Source organism: Rhizobium sp. BK399, from assembly GCF_014194695.1.
Taxonomy (GTDB): Bacteria; Pseudomonadota; Alphaproteobacteria; order Rhizobiales; family Rhizobiaceae; genus Rhizobium.
Window position 1 is genome coordinate 1,189,198 of sequence record NZ_JACIAH010000001.1, and the last position, 20,383, is coordinate 1,209,580.

At 60.7% G+C, this 20,383-nt stretch carries 25 protein-coding genes; 21 read left to right on the forward strand and 4 right to left on the reverse strand.

From position 1 onward, the window contains the following. The first annotated feature begins 80 nt into the window (after positions 1–80). From trpS to FHT97_RS05980, 16 genes are all read left to right on the forward strand, one after another. Entirely contained in the window at positions 81–1,145 is a 1,065-nt protein-coding gene (trpS, locus tag FHT97_RS05905) for a tryptophan--tRNA ligase (protein WP_183753231.1), read from the forward strand. A 97-nt stretch (positions 1,146–1,242) separates the two neighbouring features. Further along, positions 1,243–1,668 carry a cupin domain-containing protein gene (locus tag FHT97_RS05910; RefSeq protein ID WP_183860532.1) on the forward strand — a complete coding sequence of 142 codons (426 nt, stop codon included), beginning with the start codon at positions 1,243–1,245 and terminating at the stop codon, positions 1,666–1,668. Positions 1,669–1,749: 81 nt separating this feature from the next. Further along, complete coding sequence (locus FHT97_RS05915; protein WP_007529542.1) at positions 1,750–2,241, forward strand: universal stress protein; 492 nt, start codon at positions 1,750–1,752, stop codon at positions 2,239–2,241. 110 nt (positions 2,242–2,351) lie between these two features. Further along, positions 2,352–2,918, forward strand: coding sequence for a NifU family protein (locus FHT97_RS05920; RefSeq protein WP_183860534.1), 567 nt, complete (start codon positions 2,352–2,354; stop codon positions 2,916–2,918). Between the two features lie 101 nt (positions 2,919–3,019). Continuing rightward, positions 3,020–3,679, forward strand: a complete 660-nt coding sequence (gene tsaB, locus FHT97_RS05925) for a tRNA (adenosine(37)-N6)-threonylcarbamoyltransferase complex dimerization subunit type 1 TsaB (RefSeq protein ID WP_183860536.1) — start codon at positions 3,020–3,022, stop codon at positions 3,677–3,679. A gap of 2 nt (positions 3,680–3,681) precedes the next feature. Further along, positions 3,682–4,176 (forward strand): N-acetyltransferase, encoded by a 495-nt coding sequence (locus tag FHT97_RS05930; RefSeq protein ID WP_183753237.1) that lies wholly within the window; start codon positions 3,682–3,684, stop codon positions 4,174–4,176. A gap of 36 nt (positions 4,177–4,212) precedes the next feature. Continuing rightward, positions 4,213–4,641, forward strand: coding sequence for a Fur family transcriptional regulator (locus tag FHT97_RS05935; RefSeq protein WP_016552503.1), 429 nt, complete (start codon positions 4,213–4,215; stop codon positions 4,639–4,641). A gap of 30 nt (positions 4,642–4,671) precedes the next feature. After that, positions 4,672–5,469, forward strand: a complete 798-nt coding sequence (locus FHT97_RS05940; RefSeq protein WP_183860538.1) for a lysophospholipid acyltransferase family protein — start codon at positions 4,672–4,674, stop codon at positions 5,467–5,469. Between the two features lie 50 nt (positions 5,470–5,519). Next, a complete protein-coding gene (miaB, locus tag FHT97_RS05945) occupies positions 5,520–6,929 on the forward strand; it encodes a tRNA (N6-isopentenyl adenosine(37)-C2)-methylthiotransferase MiaB (protein ID WP_183860540.1) in 1,410 nt (469 codons plus the stop codon). A 19-nt stretch (positions 6,930–6,948) separates the two neighbouring features. Then, positions 6,949–8,001, forward strand: a complete 1,053-nt coding sequence (locus FHT97_RS05950; protein WP_016552500.1) for a PhoH family protein — start codon at positions 6,949–6,951, stop codon at positions 7,999–8,001. Then, complete coding sequence (gene ybeY, locus FHT97_RS05955) at positions 8,001–8,516, forward strand: rRNA maturation RNase YbeY (protein ID WP_183860542.1); 516 nt, start codon at positions 8,001–8,003, stop codon at positions 8,514–8,516. Before FHT97_RS05950 ends, ybeY begins: the two co-directional genes overlap by 1 nt. Continuing rightward, positions 8,513–9,661: a hemolysin family protein gene (locus tag FHT97_RS05960; RefSeq protein WP_183753251.1), complete on the forward strand. Its 1,149-nt coding sequence runs from the start codon at positions 8,513–8,515 to the stop codon at positions 9,659–9,661. Before ybeY ends, FHT97_RS05960 begins: the two co-directional genes overlap by 4 nt. A gap of 77 nt (positions 9,662–9,738) precedes the next feature. Then, positions 9,739–11,340: an apolipoprotein N-acyltransferase gene (lnt, locus tag FHT97_RS05965; protein ID WP_183860544.1), complete on the forward strand. Its 1,602-nt coding sequence runs from the start codon at positions 9,739–9,741 to the stop codon at positions 11,338–11,340. Positions 11,341–11,491: 151 nt separating this feature from the next. Next, positions 11,492–11,911: a helix-turn-helix domain-containing protein gene (locus FHT97_RS05970; protein ID WP_018855116.1), complete on the forward strand. Its 420-nt coding sequence runs from the start codon at positions 11,492–11,494 to the stop codon at positions 11,909–11,911. Positions 11,912–12,094: 183 nt separating this feature from the next. Then, the gene (metK, locus tag FHT97_RS05975; protein ID WP_114711016.1) at positions 12,095–13,348 is read left to right on the forward strand and encodes a methionine adenosyltransferase; all 1,254 of its coding nucleotides are present in this window, start codon (positions 12,095–12,097) and stop codon (positions 13,346–13,348) included. Continuing rightward, a complete protein-coding gene (locus FHT97_RS05980; protein ID WP_183860546.1) occupies positions 13,345–14,046 on the forward strand; it encodes a tRNA (guanosine(46)-N(7))-methyltransferase TrmB in 702 nt (233 codons plus the stop codon). Before metK ends, FHT97_RS05980 begins: the two co-directional genes overlap by 4 nt. Positions 14,047–14,053: 7 nt before the next feature. Here the strand turns inward: FHT97_RS05980 and FHT97_RS05985 are convergent, their stop codons facing one another. Next, positions 14,054–14,311, reverse strand: coding sequence for a DUF1150 family protein (locus FHT97_RS05985; RefSeq protein WP_007799651.1), 258 nt, complete (start codon positions 14,309–14,311; stop codon positions 14,054–14,056). Between the two features lie 49 nt (positions 14,312–14,360). Beyond that, positions 14,361–14,792 (reverse strand): Hsp20 family protein, encoded by a 432-nt coding sequence (locus tag FHT97_RS05990; RefSeq protein ID WP_016552493.1) that lies wholly within the window; start codon positions 14,790–14,792, stop codon positions 14,361–14,363. A 260-nt stretch (positions 14,793–15,052) separates the two neighbouring features. On the opposite strand from FHT97_RS05990, the gene FHT97_RS05995 reads away from it, so the two are divergent. Beyond that, on the forward strand, positions 15,053–15,997 hold the full coding sequence (locus FHT97_RS05995; protein WP_183860548.1) for a nucleoside hydrolase: 945 nt from the start codon (positions 15,053–15,055) through the stop codon (positions 15,995–15,997). A 58-nt stretch (positions 15,998–16,055) separates the two neighbouring features. Here FHT97_RS05995 and grpE read toward each other — a convergent pair whose 3' ends face one another. Further along, entirely contained in the window at positions 16,056–16,676 is a 621-nt protein-coding gene (grpE, locus tag FHT97_RS06000) for a nucleotide exchange factor GrpE (protein WP_183860550.1), read from the reverse strand. Between the two features lie 218 nt (positions 16,677–16,894). On the opposite strand from grpE, the gene FHT97_RS06005 reads away from it, so the two are divergent. Further along, positions 16,895–17,329, forward strand: coding sequence for a GFA family protein (locus tag FHT97_RS06005; RefSeq protein WP_016552490.1), 435 nt, complete (start codon positions 16,895–16,897; stop codon positions 17,327–17,329). 5 nt (positions 17,330–17,334) lie between these two features. Here the strand turns inward: FHT97_RS06005 and hrcA are convergent, their stop codons facing one another. Beyond that, a complete protein-coding gene (gene hrcA / locus FHT97_RS06010) occupies positions 17,335–18,423 on the reverse strand; it encodes a heat-inducible transcriptional repressor HrcA (protein WP_183860552.1) in 1,089 nt (362 codons plus the stop codon). 175 nt (positions 18,424–18,598) lie between these two features. On the opposite strand from hrcA, the gene rph reads away from it, so the two are divergent. The 3 genes from rph to rdgB are packed head-to-tail and all read left to right on the forward strand — an operon-like array spanning position 18,599 to position 20,383. Continuing rightward, on the forward strand, positions 18,599–19,318 hold the full coding sequence (gene rph, locus FHT97_RS06015; protein WP_016552488.1) for a ribonuclease PH: 720 nt from the start codon (positions 18,599–18,601) through the stop codon (positions 19,316–19,318). Further along, complete coding sequence (locus FHT97_RS06020) at positions 19,315–19,731, forward strand: VOC family protein (RefSeq protein WP_183860554.1); 417 nt, start codon at positions 19,315–19,317, stop codon at positions 19,729–19,731. Before rph ends, FHT97_RS06020 begins: the two co-directional genes overlap by 4 nt. Positions 19,732–19,738: 7 nt before the next feature. Then, entirely contained in the window at positions 19,739–20,383 is a 645-nt protein-coding gene (rdgB, locus tag FHT97_RS06025; RefSeq protein ID WP_183860556.1) for an RdgB/HAM1 family non-canonical purine NTP pyrophosphatase, read from the forward strand.

Genomic DNA, 20,383 nt, shown 5'->3' on the forward strand with positions numbered 1-20,383 from the left:
GCGTCCGCGTGCATAAGCGCGCCCGTTAGCAACATGGGCCATTGGCCCTGGGGCCCTCCACCAGCCTAATCGAGGACATGATGAACGAATTCAAGAAAGTGGTTTTCTCCGGCGTCCAGCCGACAGGAAATCTCCATCTCGGCAACTATCTCGGCGCGATCCGCAAGTTCGTCGCCCTGCAGGAAGGCAACGACTGCATCTACTGCGTCGTCGACATGCATGCGCTTACGGCACAGCTCGTCCATGAGGACATGCCGAACCAGATCCGTTCGATCGCCGCCGCCTTCATTGCGTCCGGCATCGATCCGGAAAAGCATATCGTTTTCAACCAGTCGGCCGTGCCTCAGCATGCCGAGCTTGCCTGGATCTTCAATTGCGTTGCGCGCATCGGTTGGATGAACCGCATGACGCAGTTCAAGGACAAGGCCGGCAAGGACCGCGAGCAGGCTTCGCTCGGTCTCTACGCCTATCCGAGCCTGATGGCTGCCGACATCCTCGTCTACCGCGGCACGCATGTCCCGGTCGGCGACGACCAGAAGCAGCACCTTGAACTCGCCCGCGACATCGCCATGAAGTTCAACCTCGACTATGCGGAACATATCCGCAAGACGGACTACGGCATCGACATCACGGTCGGCAACGAACCGGTGCATGCCTATTTCCCGATGGTCGAGCCGCTGATCGATGGCCCGGCGCCACGCGTCATGTCGCTTCGCGACGGCACCAAGAAAATGTCGAAGTCGGACCCATCAGATCTGTCGCGCATCAACCTGATGGACGACGAGGACGCGATCTCGAAGAAGATCCGCAAGGCCAAGACCGATCCGGAAGGTTTGCCTGGTGAAGTCGACGGCCTCAAGGGCCGCCCGGAAGCCGACAACCTTGTCGGCATCTATGCGGCGCTCGCCGACAGGTCGAAGGCTGATGTGCTTGCCGAATTTGGTGGCCAGCAGTTCTCGGTGTTCAAGCCGGCGCTTGTTGATTTGGCCATCAACGTGCTCTCGCCGATCACCGCTGAAATGCGTCGCCTGATGTCGGACACCAGCCACATCGACGCGATCCTGCGCAATGGTTCCGAACGGGCGCGGGCGCGGGCCGAAGTGACGATGAAAGAAGTGCGCGACATCGTCGGCTTCCTGTACTGAAATATGACCTTGGCCCGGGGCGGACCTCACCGCCCCGGGCTTGTCGAAGCCAGACCTGCGGCGTAGTCTTATCGAAACGGACCGTCAGGAGGCTTCGATGCGAGATCGCAACCTCATCCAGATCGGAACCATGGAGATCCGGCTTCTGATCGACGAGGATCAGAGCGCCGAGAGCCTCGTGATGTTCGAATTCACGGTCCCGCCCCAGGCACGTGTCCCCGCCCCTCACTATCACCGCGACGTCGACGAAGTGATCTACGGCTTGTCCGGCACGATGACGACGACGCTGGACGGGCGCAAGCACGAGATCGGGCCCGGGGCCACCCTGTTCATTCCGCGCGGCTATGTCCACACCCACGAGAACCTGCACGGTGAAGCCGCCAAGGCCTTGATCACCATGACGCCCGGGTTGATCGGCAGGCGCTATTTCGAGGAAATGGCTTTGGCCATCAACGTTCATGGGAAACCCGACATCGAGCATGTGAAGGCGATCATGCGCCTTTACGGACTGGTTCCCGTCTGACGCAGACTGGCCCGGCAGACCGTTCGAGGGTCAAAAACGAGGGCTTGCAAATTTTCAGGTTCAGGTGTCAGAGTCCGGCCCATGGTATCGAAACGACTCTCCCGGCTCGAAGGTCATCGCCGCAAATTCATTGCGGTCATCGACGATACGCCCGAATGCTCCCGCGCCGTCCACTACGCCGGTCGGCGCGCCAAGAACTCGAACGGCGGCCTAGTGCTGATGTACGTGATTCCGGAGGGGGACTTCCAGCAATGGTTGGGGGTTGAGGAGATTATGCGGGCCGAGGCGCGCGAGGAAGCCGAAGCGGTGGTCGCGAAAGCGGCGCACGTGGTTCGCGAAACGATCGGCATCGACCCGGAGATCGTCATCCGCGAGGGAAGTGCCACCGAGCAGATCAACGCCGTCATCGAAGAAGACCGCGATATCGCGATCCTGGTGCTGGCCGCAAGCTCCGCCAAGGAGGGACCGGGGCCGCTGGTGTCGTCGATCGCCGGACGTGGCGCGACATTTCCGATCCCCGTCACGGTCCTGCCTGATACATTGACGGACGAGGAACTGGATGCGCTCGCATAAAGCGATTTCTTGAGTACCAGTCTCTTGAATAGAGTTGCCAATCGGCTTATTTTCTTTTTTGAAGAATTCTAAAGACGGCGTGGGCCGCTGCCCGCCGCACGGAGAGCGAGATGTTTATTCAGACCGAAGCCACGCCGAATCCCGCCACGCAGAAGTTCCTGCCGGGTCGGGTCGTCATGGAAAACGGAACCGCCGAATTCCGCAACGCGGACGAGGCTGAGGCATCGCCGCTCGCGGCTCGCCTGTTCGAGATTCCTGGCGTGACCGGCGTCTATTTCGGCTACGATTTCATTTCCGTGTCCAAGGACAATGCCGAGTGGCAGCACCTGAAGCCGGCGATCCTCGGCTCAATCATGGAACACTTCATGTCCGGCAAGCCCGTGATGGGCGACGCTTCTGTCCTTTCCGAAGATCTTGATGCCGGCGGCGAATTCTTCGATGAAGCCGATGAATCGATCGTGCTCACCATCAAGGAATTGCTGGATACCCGAGTCCGTCCCGCCGTTGCACAGGATGGCGGCGACATCACCTTCCGTGGCTTCAAGGACGGCAAGGTCTATCTCAACATGAAAGGCTCCTGCTCCGGCTGCCCGTCTTCGACGGCGACGCTGAAGCATGGCGTGCAGAACCTGCTTCGCCATTTCGTTCCGGAAGTCGAGGAAGTCGTCGCCGCCTGACGACGACGCCCTGTCCCGGCATTTGTCCTGGCGCAGCATTTGCAAGCGCGGCAGGGTGAATGTATGGACGCTGAGGAACGCTTTATTCGGAAATTGATGCCATGATCATACTGGCGCTCGACACCGCAGGTGTGGATTGCGCTGCCGCTCTCTATGACAGCGGCAGGGATACGATGCTGGGGGAGGCATCGGACATGATCGGCAAGGGGCATGCTGAACATCTGATGGGAATCGTCGACCGCGTGCTGGAGCAGGCCGGCGTCGCGCTTTCGGCTGTCGATCGCATTGCCGTTACCATCGGCCCAGGCTCCTTTACCGGCATTCGCGTCGGCGTCGCCGCCGCCCGTGGCTTTGCGCTGTCGCTCGGCGTTCCGGCCGTCGGCGTCACCACGCTTGCGGTCATGGCCGAGGCGCAGCGGTTGAAGACGCCAGGGCGGAGCGTGCTTACCGCCATGGATGCCAAGCGAAACGAGATCTATCTGCAGACATTCGATGCCGATGGCGAACCGCTCGATGAGGCCCGCGCTGTCGCCGTCGAGGAAGCACAGGCAATTGCTGCGACGTTCGAGGGCGAAATTGCCGGTTCGGCTACGCCGCTCTTGAAACCCGGCACGATCGGCGATTGCGCCAACCATTTCCCGATTTCCATCGTGGCGCGTCTCGGCGCTGCCGCCGACCCGTCTTCCGGAAAGCCGAAGCCCCTCTATCTGCGCGGACCCGATGCCAAGCCGCAGGCCGGGTTTGCGATTGCGCGAGTATGACCATGTTGGAATCCTATCTGACGCTGAAGCCGGAATTCGAGATTGTCCCGATGGACGCCGATGACTGCCGCGCCGTGGCGGCGTTACACGGCGAACGCTTCGCACGACCATGGGGCGATGGCGAATTCTATAGCTTGCTCAGCCAGGACACCGTCTTCGGCTTCGTCGCTCGGCAGACCAACGCATTTCTGAAGAAGCCGCTGCCGGGTTTTGTGCTCGCGCGTCAGGTCGCTGGCGAGGCGGAGATCCTGACAGTCGCCGTGCAGACGAAGGTCGCTCGCGCCGGCCTTGGCTGGCGGCTGATGCAAGCTGCGATGCGTGAAGCGAAGCTGCGCGGTGGCGAGAGCATCTTCCTGGAGGTCGATGACGGCAATGCGGCAGCGCTCGGGCTCTACCGCAAGCTTGGATTCGAGAAAGTCGGTGAACGCAAGGGTTACTACAAGGATACCCAGGGCGCGGTTTCCACGGCGCTTGTCATGAAGCGCGTTCTTCGCTAGTCCGTTGCTCAAACGTTGACTATCGGAAGGCAGCCCATGACTGACGTCGCCAAGACCCTTGAGGAGCTTTGCACCGAACGCGGCATGCGCATGACCGAGCAGCGCCGGGTGATTGCCCGCATCCTCGAGGAGTCGGCCGACCACCCTGACGTGGAGGAACTCTACCGCCGCTCCGTCAAGGTCGACGCCAAGATCTCCATCTCCACCGTCTATCGCACCGTGAAATTGTTCGAGGACGCCGGCATTATCGAACGCCACGACTTCCGAGACGGCCGCTCGCGCTATGAGACGGTGCCGGAAGAGCATCACGACCATCTCATCGACCTGAAGTCGGGCGTCGTCATCGAGTTTCACTCGCCGGAGATCGAGGCCCTGCAGGAACGCATTGCCCGCGAGCATGGCTTCAAGCTCGTCGACCATCGACTGGAGCTCTATGGCATCCCACTCAAAAAGGACGAGCGCTGAGGCCATGAGCGCAGCCGCGGAGTCTTCGTTTTGATCGCCTGGCTGCGTCTCGCCCTCGCCGGTATCGTCATTTTCTTCGCCAGCATAGTGCTTATGCCCTGGCAGCTTCTTGCGTTGCGCTTCGACTGGAAGCTGCGACGCTGGCTGCCGCGCATCTGGCATCGCATCGTTTGTTTCTGCCTCGGCATCCGAATCCGCGTCCATGGCAAGATGGAGACCCACAGGCCGTTGATGCTTTGCGCCAACCATTCGTCGTGGATGGACATCATGGTGTTGTCCGCGGTCGCCGACGTCGCCTTCATCGCCAAGATCGAAGTGCGCGACTGGCCGATCTTCGGCAACCTGGCGAAGCTGCAGAAGAGCGTGTTCGTGGTGCGCGAGGAAAAGCGCAAGACCGGCCACCAGGCCAACGAAATTGCCACCCGCATGGCGGATGGCGAGATCGTCGTTCTGTTCCCGGAGGGCACGACCTCGGACGGGAATCGGCTTCTCGAGGTCAAATCCTCGCTGTTTGGCGCAGCCGCCATGGCGGTGCCGGCGTCGCCAACAGGCGCCGTCGTGGTTCAACCGGTCGCGGTTGCCTATACGGGTGTCTACGGCCTGCCGATGGGCCGTTATCACCGGCCCCTCGCCTCTTGGCCAGGCGATGTCGAGATGTTCCCGCACCTGAAGGACATGCTGCAATGCGGTGCCTTCGAGGTTGACGTCTGTTTCGGCGAGGCGGTGGAGTATCGTGCCGACAGTAACCGCAAGGAAGTCAGCGCGACGATTGCCCGACGCATCCGCACGATGCTTGGCGCCGCTTTGCGCGGTCACAAGACGGCCTAAGGCACAAGATTTCCTTTTCTCGCGCATGAAAAACCACTAAATAGCCGGCCATGACCCAGGACAGCGCCCTTCTTCAGGCCCCGGAGACCGATCTCCGCGATGGCAGCAACAGCCGCAAGGTATTCATCAAGACCTACGGCTGCCAAATGAACGTCTACGACTCGACGCGCATGAGCGATGCACTCGCCCGTGACGGATATGAGCCGACGGAAGTCATGGAAGAGGCTGACCTTGTCCTGCTCAACACCTGCCATATCCGCGAAAAGGCTGCTGAAAAGGTCTATTCGGCGCTTGGTCGTCTGCGCGACATGAAGAAGGAACGCAGCAAGCAAGGCCGGGAGTTCATGATCGGCGTTGCCGGCTGTGTCGCACAGGCCGAGGGCGAGGAAATCCTGCGCCGGGCGCCAGCCGTCGATGTCGTCATCGGTCCTCAGACCTATCACCGCCTGCCGGAAGCGCTGCGCAAGGCGAAGGAAGGCCAGCGCATCGTCGACACCGAATATGCGCTGGAAGACAAGTTCGAGCATCTGCCGATCGCCGAAGCCAAGAAAATCCGCTCGCGTGGCGTCACCTCCTTCCTTACCGTCCAAGAAGGATGCGACAAGTTCTGCACTTTCTGTGTCGTGCCTTACACCCGCGGTTCGGAAGTGTCGCGGCCGGTCAGCCAGATCGTCGAGGAAGCGCAAAAGCTCGTCGAGGGCGGCGTACGCGAGATCACCCTGCTCGGCCAGAACGTCAACGCCTGGCATGGTGTCGGCGCCAACGGTCAGGAATGGACCCTTGGCGACCTGCTTTACCGGTTGGCGGAAATTCCCGGGCTTGCGCGCCTGCGCTACACCACCAGCCATCCGCGCGACATGGACGACCGCCTGATCGAAGCGCATCGGGATCTCCGAGCGCTGATGCCATACCTGCATCTGCCGGTGCAGGCCGGCTCCGACCGCATCCTGAAGGCGATGAACCGGCGCCATACGGCTGCCGAGTATCTGACCCTGATTGAGCGGATCCGCGCCGCCCGTCCGGACATCGCTCTCTCCGGCGACTTTATCGTCGGTTTTCCGGGGGAGACAGACCAGGATTTTGAAGATACACTCCGCCTGGTGGAGGAGGTCCGCTATGCACAGGCCTTCTCCTTCAAGTACTCGACACGGCCGGGCACGCCCGGTGCGGAGCTGAAGGACCAGGTGCCGGAAGAGATCAAGGCAGAACGGCTTGAATGCCTGCAGGCGCTTCTCCTGAAGCAACAGCAGGAATTTGCCGAATCCTGTGTCGGGAAAACGATCGAACTGTTGCTTGAAAAGCCCGGTCGTATGCCAGGACAGCTTATAGGCCGTTCTCCCTGGCTTCAGTCCGTGAATGTTGATGCAAAAGCATTGCAAATCGGTGACATTATTAATGTGCGAATCACCGGAACCGGAACCAACAGCCTGTTTGCCGAGATAGCAGAGGCTGAGGTTTAAACCCTAGGAGCTCGACCGCTTGAACGGACAAGAATTGGTTTCTTCTTCACCGCGCCACCCACGCATTGCGAGCGACGCCAATCACTTTATTCTGACGTTCGAGAACAATCGGTTCGCCAGCGAATTGTTCGGTCAGTTTGACCAGAACCTCAAGCTGCTTGAAGAGCGTCTGCACATCGACGCTCGAGCGCGGGGCAATTCCGTCGTTATATCAGGGGACATCGTCGCTACCAACCAGGCGCGGCGCACCCTCGACTATCTCTATGAGAAACTCCAGAAAGGCGGCAGCGTGGAGCGATCCGACGTTGAAGGCGCGATCCGCATGGCGGTCGCGGCGGACGATCAGCTGAGCCTGCCAACCATGGAGCGCAAGGCCAAGCTGACCATGGCACAGGTTTCCACGCGCAAGAAGACCATCATTGCCCGGACTCCGACCCAGGACGCCTATCTCAGGGCACTGGAGCGAGCCGAACTGGTTTTCGGTTGTGGACCCGCAGGTACCGGCAAGACCTATCTCGCCGTCGCCCATGCCGCCCAGCTTCTTGAACGTGGCATGGTCGAGAAGATCATCCTTTCCCGCCCGGCCGTGGAAGCCGGCGAGCGCCTCGGCTTCTTGCCCGGCGATATGAAGGAAAAGGTCGATCCCTACCTTCGCCCGCTCTATGACGCGCTTTACGACATGATGCCGGCCGACAAGGTCGATCGTGCGATCACCGCAGGCGTTATCGAAATCGCGCCGCTCGCCTTCATGCGCGGTCGGACGCTCGCGAACGCCGCCGTCATCCTCGACGAGGCGCAGAACACGACCTCGATGCAGATGAAGATGTTCCTAACGCGTCTTGGTGAGAACTCACGTATGATCGTCACCGGCGACCCGAGCCAGATCGACCTGCCGCGCGGTGTCAAGTCGGGACTGGTGGAGGCTCTTCAACTGCTGAACGGCGTCGAGGGCATCTCGATTGTCCGCTTCAAGGATACCGACGTGGTGCGCCATCCGCTTGTCGGGCGCATAGTCAGAGCCTACGATTCCACCTATGCAACGGAAACCGAAGAGGTTAGCCGGCAGGACTGATGGCGGAACTCGATATCCAGATTAGCGTCGAGGAGGGCAATTGGCCCTCCGAAGATGCGTTGCATGCATTGGCGGACCGGGTGCTTGAAACGGCCGCCAACTATCTGCGCGAGACGGTCAAACAGCCATTTCCGAAAATGGTGCCCGAGGTTTCGCTGGTCTTCACGGACGACGCCTCGATCCAGGACATCAATGCCGAGTGGCGCGGCAAGGACAAGCCGACCAACGTGCTTTCCTTTCCCGCCTTTCCCGTCACGCCGGGCAAGGTGCCAGGTCCGATGCTAGGCGACATCATCATCGCAAGAGAGACCGTGGAGCGGGAGGCAATCGAGCTCGAGAAGCGCTTTGACGACCACCTGACGCATCTGATCGTGCATGGATTCTTGCATCTCTTCGGCTACGACCATAATAATGACGCTGAAGCCGAAATAATGGAGGGGCTGGAGACTCGCATTTTGGCGGTACTCGGCCTATCTGACCCATACGAGGGTCAAGACCTTAAAATGGAACCATGAGCGACTTTACGACGAGACCGGCCGCCGAGGCCAAGGACGCCGATCAATCATCCTCCTCCGACGAGGGTGGCAGTAGTAGGCAGTCTGGACGATCCCAATCCTTCTGGTCGCGTGCGGCGCGTATCTTAAGACCGCAGCAAAACTCACGCCTTCGCGAAGATATTGCGGATGCTTTGATGACCGACGCTGCGGTCGGAGACGTCTTTTCGCCCGATGAGCGGGCGATGCTGCATAACATTCTGCGCTTCCGCGAAGTGCGCGTTGCCGATGTTATGGTCCCCCGTGCCGATATCGAAGCCGTCGATCAGAACATCACCATCGGCGAGTTGATGATCCTGTTCGAGGAATCCGGTCGTTCGCGTATGCCCGTCTATGCCGATACGCTCGACGACCCGCGCGGCATGGTGCATATCCGTGATCTCCTCTCCTACGTCGCCAAGCAGGCGCGGAACAAGCGCCGCGGTAGCGCCAGGGCCATCAAGCCGGCGACGCCTCTCGTGGACGTTTCCCCCGAACATCTGCAGAAGCCGACCCGCTCCGTGAAGGCGAATTTCGATCTCAGCCGCGTCGACCTGCAGAAGACCCTGTCGGAGGCCGGGATCATCCGCAAGATCCTCTTCGTCCCGCCATCCATGCTCGCGTCGGATCTGCTTCGCCGCATGCAGGTGAACCGCACGCAGATGGCGCTCGTCATCGACGAATATGGCGGCACTGACGGCCTGGCGTCGCACGAGGACATCGTCGAGATGGTCGTCGGCGACATCGATGACGAACACGACGACGAAGAGGTGATGTTCAAGCGGGTGTCGGAAGACGTCTTCGTCGCGGATGCGCGTGTCGAACTGGAGGAGATCGCCGAGGCGATCGGACCGGACTTCGACATCACCGAGCAGGTCGACGAAGTCGACACGCTGGGCGGCCTGATCTTCTCCGAGCTTGGACGCATTCCGGTGCGGGGCGAGGTGGTGCAGGCCCTGCCCGGTTTCGAGTTCCACATCCTCGATGCCGATCCGCGTCGCATCAAGCGCGTGAGGATTACCCGCAAGCGCCAGGCCATTCGTCGCCGCGCCAAGCTCGATGGTGACGGCACAGCCGGCTCGGACCAGGGCGAAGAGCGGCAGACGGACGTCCCCACGACAAACTGATTGCCGCAAAGCACGACAAACGGCGGCTTTTTTGAAACACTGCGGTCGGGTTGATTCGCGGCTTGACGGGAGTGCGCATGGAGCGGCTTGCAGACAGGGTTATCCTGGCCTGGGGGTTCAAAAGGGTTGCAGTGGCAATCCTTGCAGGCGCCGTCGGTGTTTTGGCCCTCCCGCCATTTGGCTTCTTTGCCGCGATGTTCGTGTCGTTCACGCTCCTTGTCTGGCTGATCGACGGTTCGGCGGCTGCTCCTGAAAGCGGGTGGATAGGCCGTCTATGGCCTTCCTTCGCTGTCGGCTGGCTCTTCGGGTTCGGCTATTTCATTGCCGGCCTCTGGTGGCTTGGCCACGCCCTGATGATCGACGCGGAGGCTTTTGCATGGGCGCTGCCGCTGGCGATCTTCGGCCTGCCTGCGGTGCTCGCCATCTATTACGGAATTGCCGCCGCGCTGGCACGGACCCTGTGGTCCGATGGCATGGGGCGGATTGCGGCACTTGCTGCGAGCTTCGGATTGCTCGAATGGCTGAGGAGCGTGCTTTTCACCGGCTTTCCCTGGAACGCGGTCGGCTACGGCATGACGCCCGTGCCCCTCATGATGCAATCGGCGCATGTCATCGGCATCATGGGTATCACATCACTGTCGGTCTTCGTCTTCGCCGCGCCCGCACTGCTCGGCACCCGCCAGGGCACCAAGCTCGGTCTCTCCCTGGCGGCTCTGCTGTTCGCTGCGCATATCGGCTACGGCGCCTATATCCTTTATGGCCCGCAGCCGACACCAGCGGCGGACGCCAAAAGCCCTATCATCCGCCTCGTTCAGCCGATGATCGAGCAGACCGCGAAGATGGACACCGACGGCGACCGCGCCGCCATCTTCGAGAAACACCTGAAGCTCTCGGCAGAGCCCCCGAAGGATGGCGGCCGGAAGCCCGACATCATCGTTTGGCCGGAGACGGCCATTCCCTTCATACTCACCGACAATCAGGATGCACTCAGCCGGATCGCCGATACGCTCGACGACAACCAGATCCTGATCGCTGGCGCCGTTCGGGTGGAGGATACCGGGCCCGGCAATCCGCCGCGCTACTACAATTCGATCTACGTCATCGATGGCCGGGGACAGATCGTTGGCGCCGCCGACAAGGTGCATCTTGTGCCGTTCGGCGAATACGTACCGTTCGAGAGCGTCCTCGACGATTTCGGCATCCAGAACGTGGTCGAGATGCCGGGTGGCTTCTCGCCCGCCGCCAGCCGCCAGCTGCTGGCCTTGCCGACCGGGATCAAATTCTATCCGCTCGTCTGCTACGAGATCATTTTCCCTGACGAGATGACGGGCGACCTTGGTGCCGCCAATGCCATCCTCAACGTCACGAACGATGCCTGGTTCGGCGCTACACCTGGACCCTACCAGCACTTCCAGCAGGCCAGGCTGCGTGCCGTGGAGACCGGGCTGCCGCTGATTCGTAATGGTAACAGCGGCATTTCGGCCCTCGTGAACGCTCGCGGCGAAGTCATTACTGGTCTTGATCTCAATGAAACGGGCTTCGTCGATGCAACTATCACGAGCTTCGACGCGCATCGTCCTGCGGGCTATCCACGCCAAACTTACTTCTGGTTGCTGGAAATACTTCTGTTTGTAATTGCTATCGTTTCTCGCTTTGGTTTTGTTTTCAAGCAGAATTGACCGAAAACCCCTAAAATTGCATAGTGGTTGGGATCGGCGTTCTTAGCGTATGTTTCAAGGTGGTTAAGCAAGACTTTGCAACGTGGCGTTTTGGGGTGGGTTTGGGCATGCCGGTTTAAACAAGGTTGAAAATTATTGTTAGGGCAGGACCATGATTGAGAACAAGAAGCGGCCGAACCCCATCGACGTCCATGTAGGTAGTCGCATTCGCCTTCGCAGAACGATGCTCGGAATGAGCCAGGAAAAGCTCGGGGAGAGCCTCGGCATCACCTTTCAGCAGATCCAGAAATACGAAAAGGGCACCAACCGCGTCGGTGCCAGCCGTCTCCAGAACATCTCCAGCATTCTGAACGTCCCGGTCTCCTTCTTCTTTGAAGATGCCCCCGGCGAACAGTCCTCCGGACTGTCCGGCATGGCGGAAGCCTCCAGCTCCAACTATGTGGTCGACTTTCTTTCGTCGTCCGAAGGACTGCAGCTCAACCGCGCCTTTGTGAAGATCACCGACCCCAAGGTTCGCCGCAAGGTCGTGGAATTGGTCAAGGCGCTCGCGGCCGAAGCAGACAGCGAATAATAGCCACTGAAAATTTGGAGCAAGAGTGAAAGCGGCCACAGCGGCCGCTTTTTGGCGTTTTTTGGGCACAAATTGCCACTTAGTCGCAGATATAAAGATATATTTATGTCCTTCTACGCTTGTTTTTCCCGCGCGAACTGAGTACCTACTACGCAGCTTTTGTTCTTTGAGGGGAATCCCGGAATGCGCGCCAATTACCTTTTCACCAGCGAGTCAGTTGCCGAAGGTCACCCGGACAAGGTGTGTGACCGGATCTCCGACGAGATCGTGGATCTGGTCTACCGCGAAGCCGCCAAGACCGGCGTCAACCCTTGGGGCGTGCGCATTGCCTGCGAGACGCTGGCAACCACCAACCGCGTCGTGATCGCCGGTGAAGTGCGCCTGCCGCCGAGCCTGATGAAGAAGGACAAGGACGGCAACGACGTCATCAACCCTTCGAAGTTCAAGGCTGCTGCCCGCCGCGCCATCAAGGACATCGGGTACGAGCAGGACGGCTTCCACTGGAAGACGGCTAAGATCGACGTGCTTCTGCACTCGCAGTCCGCCGACATTGCCCAGGGCGTCGACAGTGCTGCCGACCAGCAGGGCGACGAAGGTGCCGGCGACCAGGGCATCATGTTCGGCTACGCCTGCAAGGAAACGCCTGACCTCATGCCGGCGCCGATCTATTACTCCCACAAGATCCTGCAGCTCCTTGCTACCGCCCGCAAGAAGGGCGACGGCGACGTCGCGAAGCTCGGCCCTGACGCCAAGAGCCAGGTGACCGTGCGTTACGTCAACGGCAAGCCCACCGAAGTCACGTCGATCGTCCTTTCCACCCAGCATCTCGACGAAAGCTGGGACTCGAAGAAGGTGCGCGCGGTTGTCGAACCCTACATCCGTGAAGCTCTCGGCGACCTGCCGATCGCCGACGATTGCAAGTGGTACATCAATCCGACCGGCAAGTTCGTCATCGGCGGCCCGGACGGCGATGCCGGCCTGACCGGCCGCAAGATCATTGTCGACACCTACGGCGGCGCTGCTCCGCACGGCGGCGGCGCGTTCTCCGGTAAGGACACGACCAAGGTCGACCGTTCGGCTGCCTACGCTGCTCGCTACCTCGCGAAAAACGTCGTTGCCGCCGGCCTCTCCGACCGCTGCACGATCCAGCTCTCCTACGCCATTGGCGTCGCGCAGCCGCTGTCGATTTACGTCGACCTGCACGGTACCGGCAAGGGCGTGACGGAAGACATGGTCGAAGCTGCGATCCGCAAGAACATGGACCTGTCGCCGACCGGCATCCGCCGTCACCTCGACCTCAACAAGCCGATCTATGCCAAGACCTCGGCCTACGGCCACTTCGGCCGCAAGGCTGGCCGCGACGGCTCGTTCTCCTGGGAGCGCACTGATCTCGTCAAGGCGCTCAAGGACGCCGTCAAGGTCAAGGAAGCAGCATGACCGACATGGAACGTCGCGGACGCGCGACCGAAGCCTTCTTCGGTCGCCGCAAGGGAAAGGCTCTGCGCGAACATCAGGCAGAGCGACTGAACACCCTGCTTCCGACGTTCCTTATCGACCTTTCAGCGGCTCCGCCCGAGCCGCTGAACACTCTATTTCCGACGCCGACCCAAAGGCTGCGCCTGGAAATCGGCTTTGGCGGCGGCGAGCATCTGATTCATCGCGCCGTCGAGATGCCGTCCACCGGCTTCATCGGTGTCGAGCCCTTCATCAATTCCATGCAGAAGCTGCTGACGAACGTCGACAAGGCGGACGCCAGGAATGTCCGCGTCTACAACGACGATGCGACGCAATTGCTGGATTGGTTGCCGGACGCCTCGATCGACCAGATCGACCTGCTCTACCCGGATCCGTGGCCAAAGCGGAAGCATTGGAAGCGCCGCTTCGTGTCGAAAACCAATCTCGACCGCTTCCACCGCGTGCTAAAGCCGGGCGGGCTGTTCTGCTTCGCCTCGGACATCGATACCTACGTCAACTGGACGCTTCTGAAGTGCCGCGACCATGGCGGCTTCGACTGGCTTGCACAGGATGCAGCAGATTGGCTGAAGCCCTACGAGGGTTGGCCGAGCACACGCTACGAGGCCAAGGCACGGCGCGAAGGCAGATCTTCCGCCTATCTCACATTCAAGCGCGTCTGAGCCTGCCTTAGTGCAGGCTCACCGTTTTCAGTTCATCCTCGGCTGCCTTGAAGAAGGTGCTGGAACGATTGTCAGTCAACAGGATCGGCGTGCCATCGGCGCCGAATAGCGCCCAAAGGTCAACGCTCGGATCGATGTCGGGCGCTTCCGGGAAGCACTTGGCAACTTCTTCGTTGCGCATCTTGCGGATATAGGCGACCTCGCCGTTGCCGATACCGGCAAGTTCGGTTTTGGTCAGGTGCGAATTGGCTTCTTTCATCAACATTCCTGTACCTCCAAGAGAAGGGACCAACGGCTCAACATGCGCCGTTGTCCTACTGTGAGACCGAAATGTTAATTTTCTTCACCATACGGCTGGGCTCCGGGCGGATGAGATCCACCGAGAGCAATCCGTTCTTCAGGCAAGCGCCCAAAACCTGCATCCCGTCGGCCAGAACGAAAGTCCGCTGGAACTGGCGTGCGGCGATGCCGCGATACAGGTAATCCCGCTCCCCCTGCTCGACCTGGCGACCGCGAATTGAAAGCTGATTCTCCTCGACCGAAACGTCTAATTCTTCTTCGCTGAAGCCGGCGACGGCCAGGGTTATGCGCAACCTCTCCGGATCGCCGGAAGCACGGTCGGCGGCAACTCGCTCGATATTGTAGGGGGGATATCCGTCGCTGGCCTTGGAAAGGCGCTCCAGCGTCTTTTCCATGGCGTCAAAGCCCAGGAGTAGCGGGCTTGCGAAAGGCGTCATGCGGCTCATCGTCTTCAAGTCCTTGATTCAAGCGACCTTGCCGGACCTGAATACAGCATCCGAATGTTTCCAATATGGGAACTGACAGGCGCAGGCGCAAGGCGGATGTCGCGCTCGCACTTGGAAAGCCCCGCAACGGTCCGACCTTGACAAAGCAAGCGCCGCCTCGCATCAAAACGTGCCCGCGGCGGCTGTGCCGATTTGCGACGGAAGCATAAACAAACGGTGCATGCAACGAAGACGCGCACCATGAGGATGGAACGACCGGAATGGCGGACCCTAGGAAGATCATTATCGACACTGACCCCGGTCAGGACGACGCCGCGGCCATCATGCTGGCATTCGGCAGCCCGGAAGAACTTCAGGTGCTGGGGATCACTACGGTCGCCGGCAACGTTCCGCTGTCCTATACGAGCCGCAACGCGCGCATTGTCTGCGAGCTCTGCGGCCGTACCGATACGAAGGTCTTTGCCGGCGCCGACAAGCCGATCGCGCGCAAGCTCGTCACTGCGGAGCACGTCCACGGCAAGACGGGACTCGACGGTCCTGTCCTTGACGAGCCGACCATGGCTCTGCAGCCGCAGCATTCCGTGGACTTCATCATCGACACGCTGCGCAGCGAGCCGCAAGGCACCGTGACGCTCTGTACGCTTGGGCCGCTGACCAACATCGGCTTGGCCTTCCAGAAAGCGCCCGACATCGTCCCGCGTGTCCGTGAACTCGTCATGATGGGCGGCGGCTTCTTTGAAGGCGGCAACATTACGCCGGCCGCCGAGTTCAACATCTACGTGGACCCCGAGGCCGCCGACATCGTCCTTCGCTCCGGCATACCGATCGTGATGATGCCGCTCGACGTCACGCACAAGCTCCTGACCCGCCAGGACCGCGTCAAGCGCATGGCCGATCTCGGCACGCGCCCGGCCATCGCCATGGTCGAGATGCTGGAATTCTTCGAGCGCTTCGATGTCGAAAAGTATGGCTCGGACGGCGGCCCGCTGCACGATCCGACCGTAATCGCCTATCTCTTGAAGCCCGAGCTTTTCAAGGGGCGGACCTGCAATGTCGAGATCGAAGTTAAGTCGGAACTGACGGTCGGCATGACCGTTGTCGACTGGTGGCACGTGACGGATCGCAAGCGCAATGTTCAAGTCATGCGCGATGTCGATGCGGACGGCTTCTTCGATCTGCTGATCGAGCGCTTCGCCCGCATCTGATGCCTAGTGCGTTTTAGGGCGCCTGAGAGATCAGGCCCGCGGAAGCGGGCCGAGCGGATCAGGCGTCCTTCTGGTCAAAAACCGAATTGGTTTCGGGTTCGACGAGCTTCGGGCCGCCCTTGGCGACACCGACCATGGCCGGACGCAGGACACGCTCGCCAATCGTGTAGCCGGCCTGAACGACCTGAACGACGGTGTTGTTCGGTACTTCGGCATTCGGCACTTCGAACATGGCCTGGTGGAAGTTCGGGTCGAATTTCTGGCCGACCGGCTCCAGCTTGCGGACGCCATGACGCTCGAGCGCCGACAGCATCGAACGCTCGGTCATTTCGACACCTTCGATCAGCGTTGTCAGGCCAGCATCGGCAGCAGCCTTTGCTTCTTCCGGAACAGCATCGATGGCGCGGCGCAGATTGTCGGAAACAGCCAGCATGTCACGGGCGAAGCCGGCGGCTGCGTAGGTCTTCGCGTCCTTGACTTCGCGCTCGGTGCGACGGCGCAGGTTATCCATCTCGGCGGCAAGCCGAAGATAACGGTCGCGCAACTCCGCATTCTCGGTCCTCAGAAGTTCCAGCGGATCGGGCTGTACCGTGGCTTCGTTCTCGACGTTTGCGGCGGCGTCCGCTGCGGCTTCGGCCGCGGCTGCGTCAGGTCCGTTCTTCGTCGTTTCGTCAGTCATGACGTTCTCCGGTGATTGGTGTCTTTTAGGATGTGCCCGATATCGAGCTTTGGCGGGCAAAAATCAAGTCTGCGTGACCGAAAAGCGCGCGATGTAAGGCAACCGATGCGGGGGATGCGAGAGGGCCAGCTTGACTTGCTCGCGCTAAAGTTCTTTTATTTTAGTGCCGCCTAAATCTTCAGTGCTTCGGCCTCATCATGGGTCAGGGAGCTGCTACCATGAACGATCAGAAAAGCTATACCGGGCGCTGCTTCTGCGGCACGGTCGAGATTGTTGCGACCGGCGAACCGGTGGCAATGGGATACTGCCACTGCGCCTCCTGCCGGCATTGGTCGGCCGGGCCGGTCAACGCTTTCACGCTCTGGCAGCCCCAGGCGGTCCACGTCACCAAGGGTGGAGAGCACGTCGAGGGCTACCAGAGGTCCGATACCAGCGTTCGGAAATTCTGCGACCGCTGCGGTGGTCATCTCTACACGGAGCACCCGACCTGGGGCGTCACCGACGTTTACGCAGCCCTTCTGCCCGATCTCGATTATGCCCCGGCGTTGCACGTGAACTATCAGGAAAGCGTGTTGCGCATCCGTGATGGCCTGCCAAAATACAAAGATATGCCGGCGGAGATGGGCGGATCGGGCGACACTCTGCCGGAGTAGCCCTTCTACTTCGTGCCGCGCGACAATCGCGTCATCAGCTGAGCGGTGTAATCGACCATCGGAACGATGCGCGAGTAGTTGAGACGCGTCGGCCCTATGACGCCGACGGCGCCGACAATGCGGTCATCGTCGTCCCTGTAGGGCGCGACGATCAACGACGAGCCCGAGAGCGAGAACAGCTTGTTCTCCGAGCCGATGAAAATCCGCACCCCGGGGCCGCTTTCGGCCAGGTTCAGAAGCTCGAGCAAGCTGTCTTTCTTCTCCAGATCGTCGAACAGCATGCGCAGACGGTCAAGATCGTCGGCACCGGCGAGACCGGCCAGCAGATTGGCACGGCCGCGAATGATGAGCTGCGCGGGCTTGCCTTCGTCGGCGTTACCGGACCAGACGGCGATGCCGCGCTCGACGAGATCCTGCGACAGCGTGTCTAGCTCGCGGCGCACATCATCCTTCAGTCGGCTCAACTGATTGCGCAGTTCCGGCAGCGTCTGCCCGGTCATGTGCGCATTGAGAAAGTTTGCGGCCTCGGTCAATTGCGATGACGTGACGCCTGCCGGAAGCTCGATGATCCGGTTTTCCACTTGGTCGTGATCGCCGACGAGCACCGCGAGCGCCTTGGTCGGCTCAAGCCTGATGAATTCGACATGCTTGAGAACAGGATCGCTCTTCGAGGTGATGACCAGTCCGGCGCCGCGCGAAATGCCCGAGAGCATGCGGCTCGCCTCGTTCATCATCAACTCCATCGGATTGTCGCGACTTTCGGCGCGCACCTGCCGATCGATATTGGCGCGATCCTCGGCTGAGAGATCGCCTACCTGCATGAAGGCGTCGACGAAGAAGCGTAGGCCGATCTGCGTCGGCAGACGGCCGGCGCTGACATGCGGTGAATAGATGAGGCCAAGTTCTTCCAGATCGCTCATGACGTTGCGCACAGATGCCGGCGACAGCGACATCGGCAGGATGCGCGAAAGGTTACGGGAGCCGAGCGGTTCACCCGTTTCCAGATAGCCCTCTACAATGCGGCGAAAGATTTCCTTAGAGCGTTCATCCAGCGCAGCCACTGCATCTGAAACCGACGTCGATCTGAACTCCATGAAGCCTTGCGTACCCGTGCTGACGATGATCCGACAAAATATAGCCAATCTCCCCGCAGCGGCAAAAGGGAAATTGCAAATGGGCGCTGCCAATCGTAGAAGCTCTCAACACCACAGCACGCATGATCTATCCGAAGGCTGCTCGCGTCTTCGGCATGACGATTAGGAGAATAGTATGCGGCCCTCAGGCAGAAAAACCGACCAGATGCGCAAGGTCTCTTTCGAGCGCAATTTCTCCAAGCATGCAGAAGGCTCCTGTCTGGTGAAGTTCGGCGATACGCATGTGCTGTGCACGGCTAGCGTCGAGGAAAAGCCGCCGGCGTGGCTGCGCAACACCGGCAAGGGCTGGGTCACGGCTGAATACGGCATGCTGCCGCGCGCAACCGGCGACCGCATGAAGCGCGAGGCTGCGGCCGGCAAGCAGGGTGGCCGCACCCAGGAAATCCAGCGCCTGATCGGCCGGTCGCTGCGCGCCGTCGTCGATCTCAAGGAACTCGGCGAACGCCAGATCACGCTCGACTGCGATGTCATCCAGGCGGACGGCGGCACGCGCACGGCATCGATCACCGGTGCCTGGATTGCGCTCCACGACTGCCTGAAGTGGATGGAGAGCCGCAACATGCTCAAGGTCGAGCGGGTGCTGAAGGACCATGTCGCTGCCATCTCGTGCGGAATCTTCGCCAACCAGTCGGTGCTCGATCTCGACTACCTCGAAGACTCCTCGGCCGAGACCGACGCGAACTTCGTGATGACCGGCACCGGCGGTATCGTCGAAATCCAGGGCACTGCAGAAGGTACGCCCTTCACCGACGAGGAGTTCGCTTCGCTGATGACGCTCGCCAAGGCAGGTATCGCCGAACTCGTCGCAATGCAGAAGCAGGCAATCGCCGGATGAACGACATGCTGGAAGGCATGCTGGAAACGGCGCTCTATGCTGACGATCTCGACAAGGCAGAAGCCTTCTATGAAGGCATCCTCGGCCTTTCGAAGATCTCGCGGGGCGGCAACCGGCATGTCTTCTTTCGCTGCGGTGCCGGTGTATTGCTGATCTTCAACCCTGACGAAACGATCAAGCCACCCTCGCCCGGCTCCCTGCAGGTGCCGCCGCATGGCACGACCGGCGCGGGACACGCTTGCTTCCGTGTCTCCGGGGAAAATCTCGATGCAATTGCGGCCCGGCTGAAGTCCAACGGCGTTGCCATCGAATCCGGAGTCACCTGGCCGCAAGGCGGCCGCTCGATCTATTTCCGCGATCCGGCGGGCAACAGCCTCGAATGCGCTGAAGCCCGCATCTGGGGCATCGAATAGGACCATCATGCGCAAGCTCGAAACCAAGACCATCGTCGTTGCCAGCCACAATGCCGGTAAGATCCGGGAAATTCAGGACCTGATCGGCCCCTTCGGCTTCACCGCGAAGTCGGCGGCCGAATTGAACTTCGTCGAGCCCGACGAAACGGGCACCACCTTCGAGGAAAACGCAAAGATCAAGGCGCTCGCCTCTGCCGAAGCCTCCGGACTGCCGGCGTTGTCTGACGATTCCGGCCTCGTTATCGATGCGCTCGGCGGCGACCCGGGCGTCTACACCGCCAACTGGGCAGAAAAGCCGGATGGCACCCGCGACTTCGCGATGGCGATGGAAAAGGTCGAGGTGGCGCTGGACAAGGCCGGCGCTTCCGAACTTGAACAACGCGCCGCCCGCTTCGTTAGCGTGCTCTGCCTGGCCTGGCCAGATGGCCATACCGAGCTGTTTCGTGGGGAAGTCGAAGGCGCTGTCGTCTGGCCGCCGCGCGGCAGCCAGGGCTTCGGCTACGATCCGGTCTTTCAACCCGAGGGTTATGACACTACCTTTGGCGAGATGAGCGCGGAAGAAAAGCACGGCTGGAAGCCGGGCGACGCAGAAGCCCTGTCGCACCGCGCCCGCGCCTTCAAGATTTTCGTCGAAACCTGCCTGGAAGCCTAA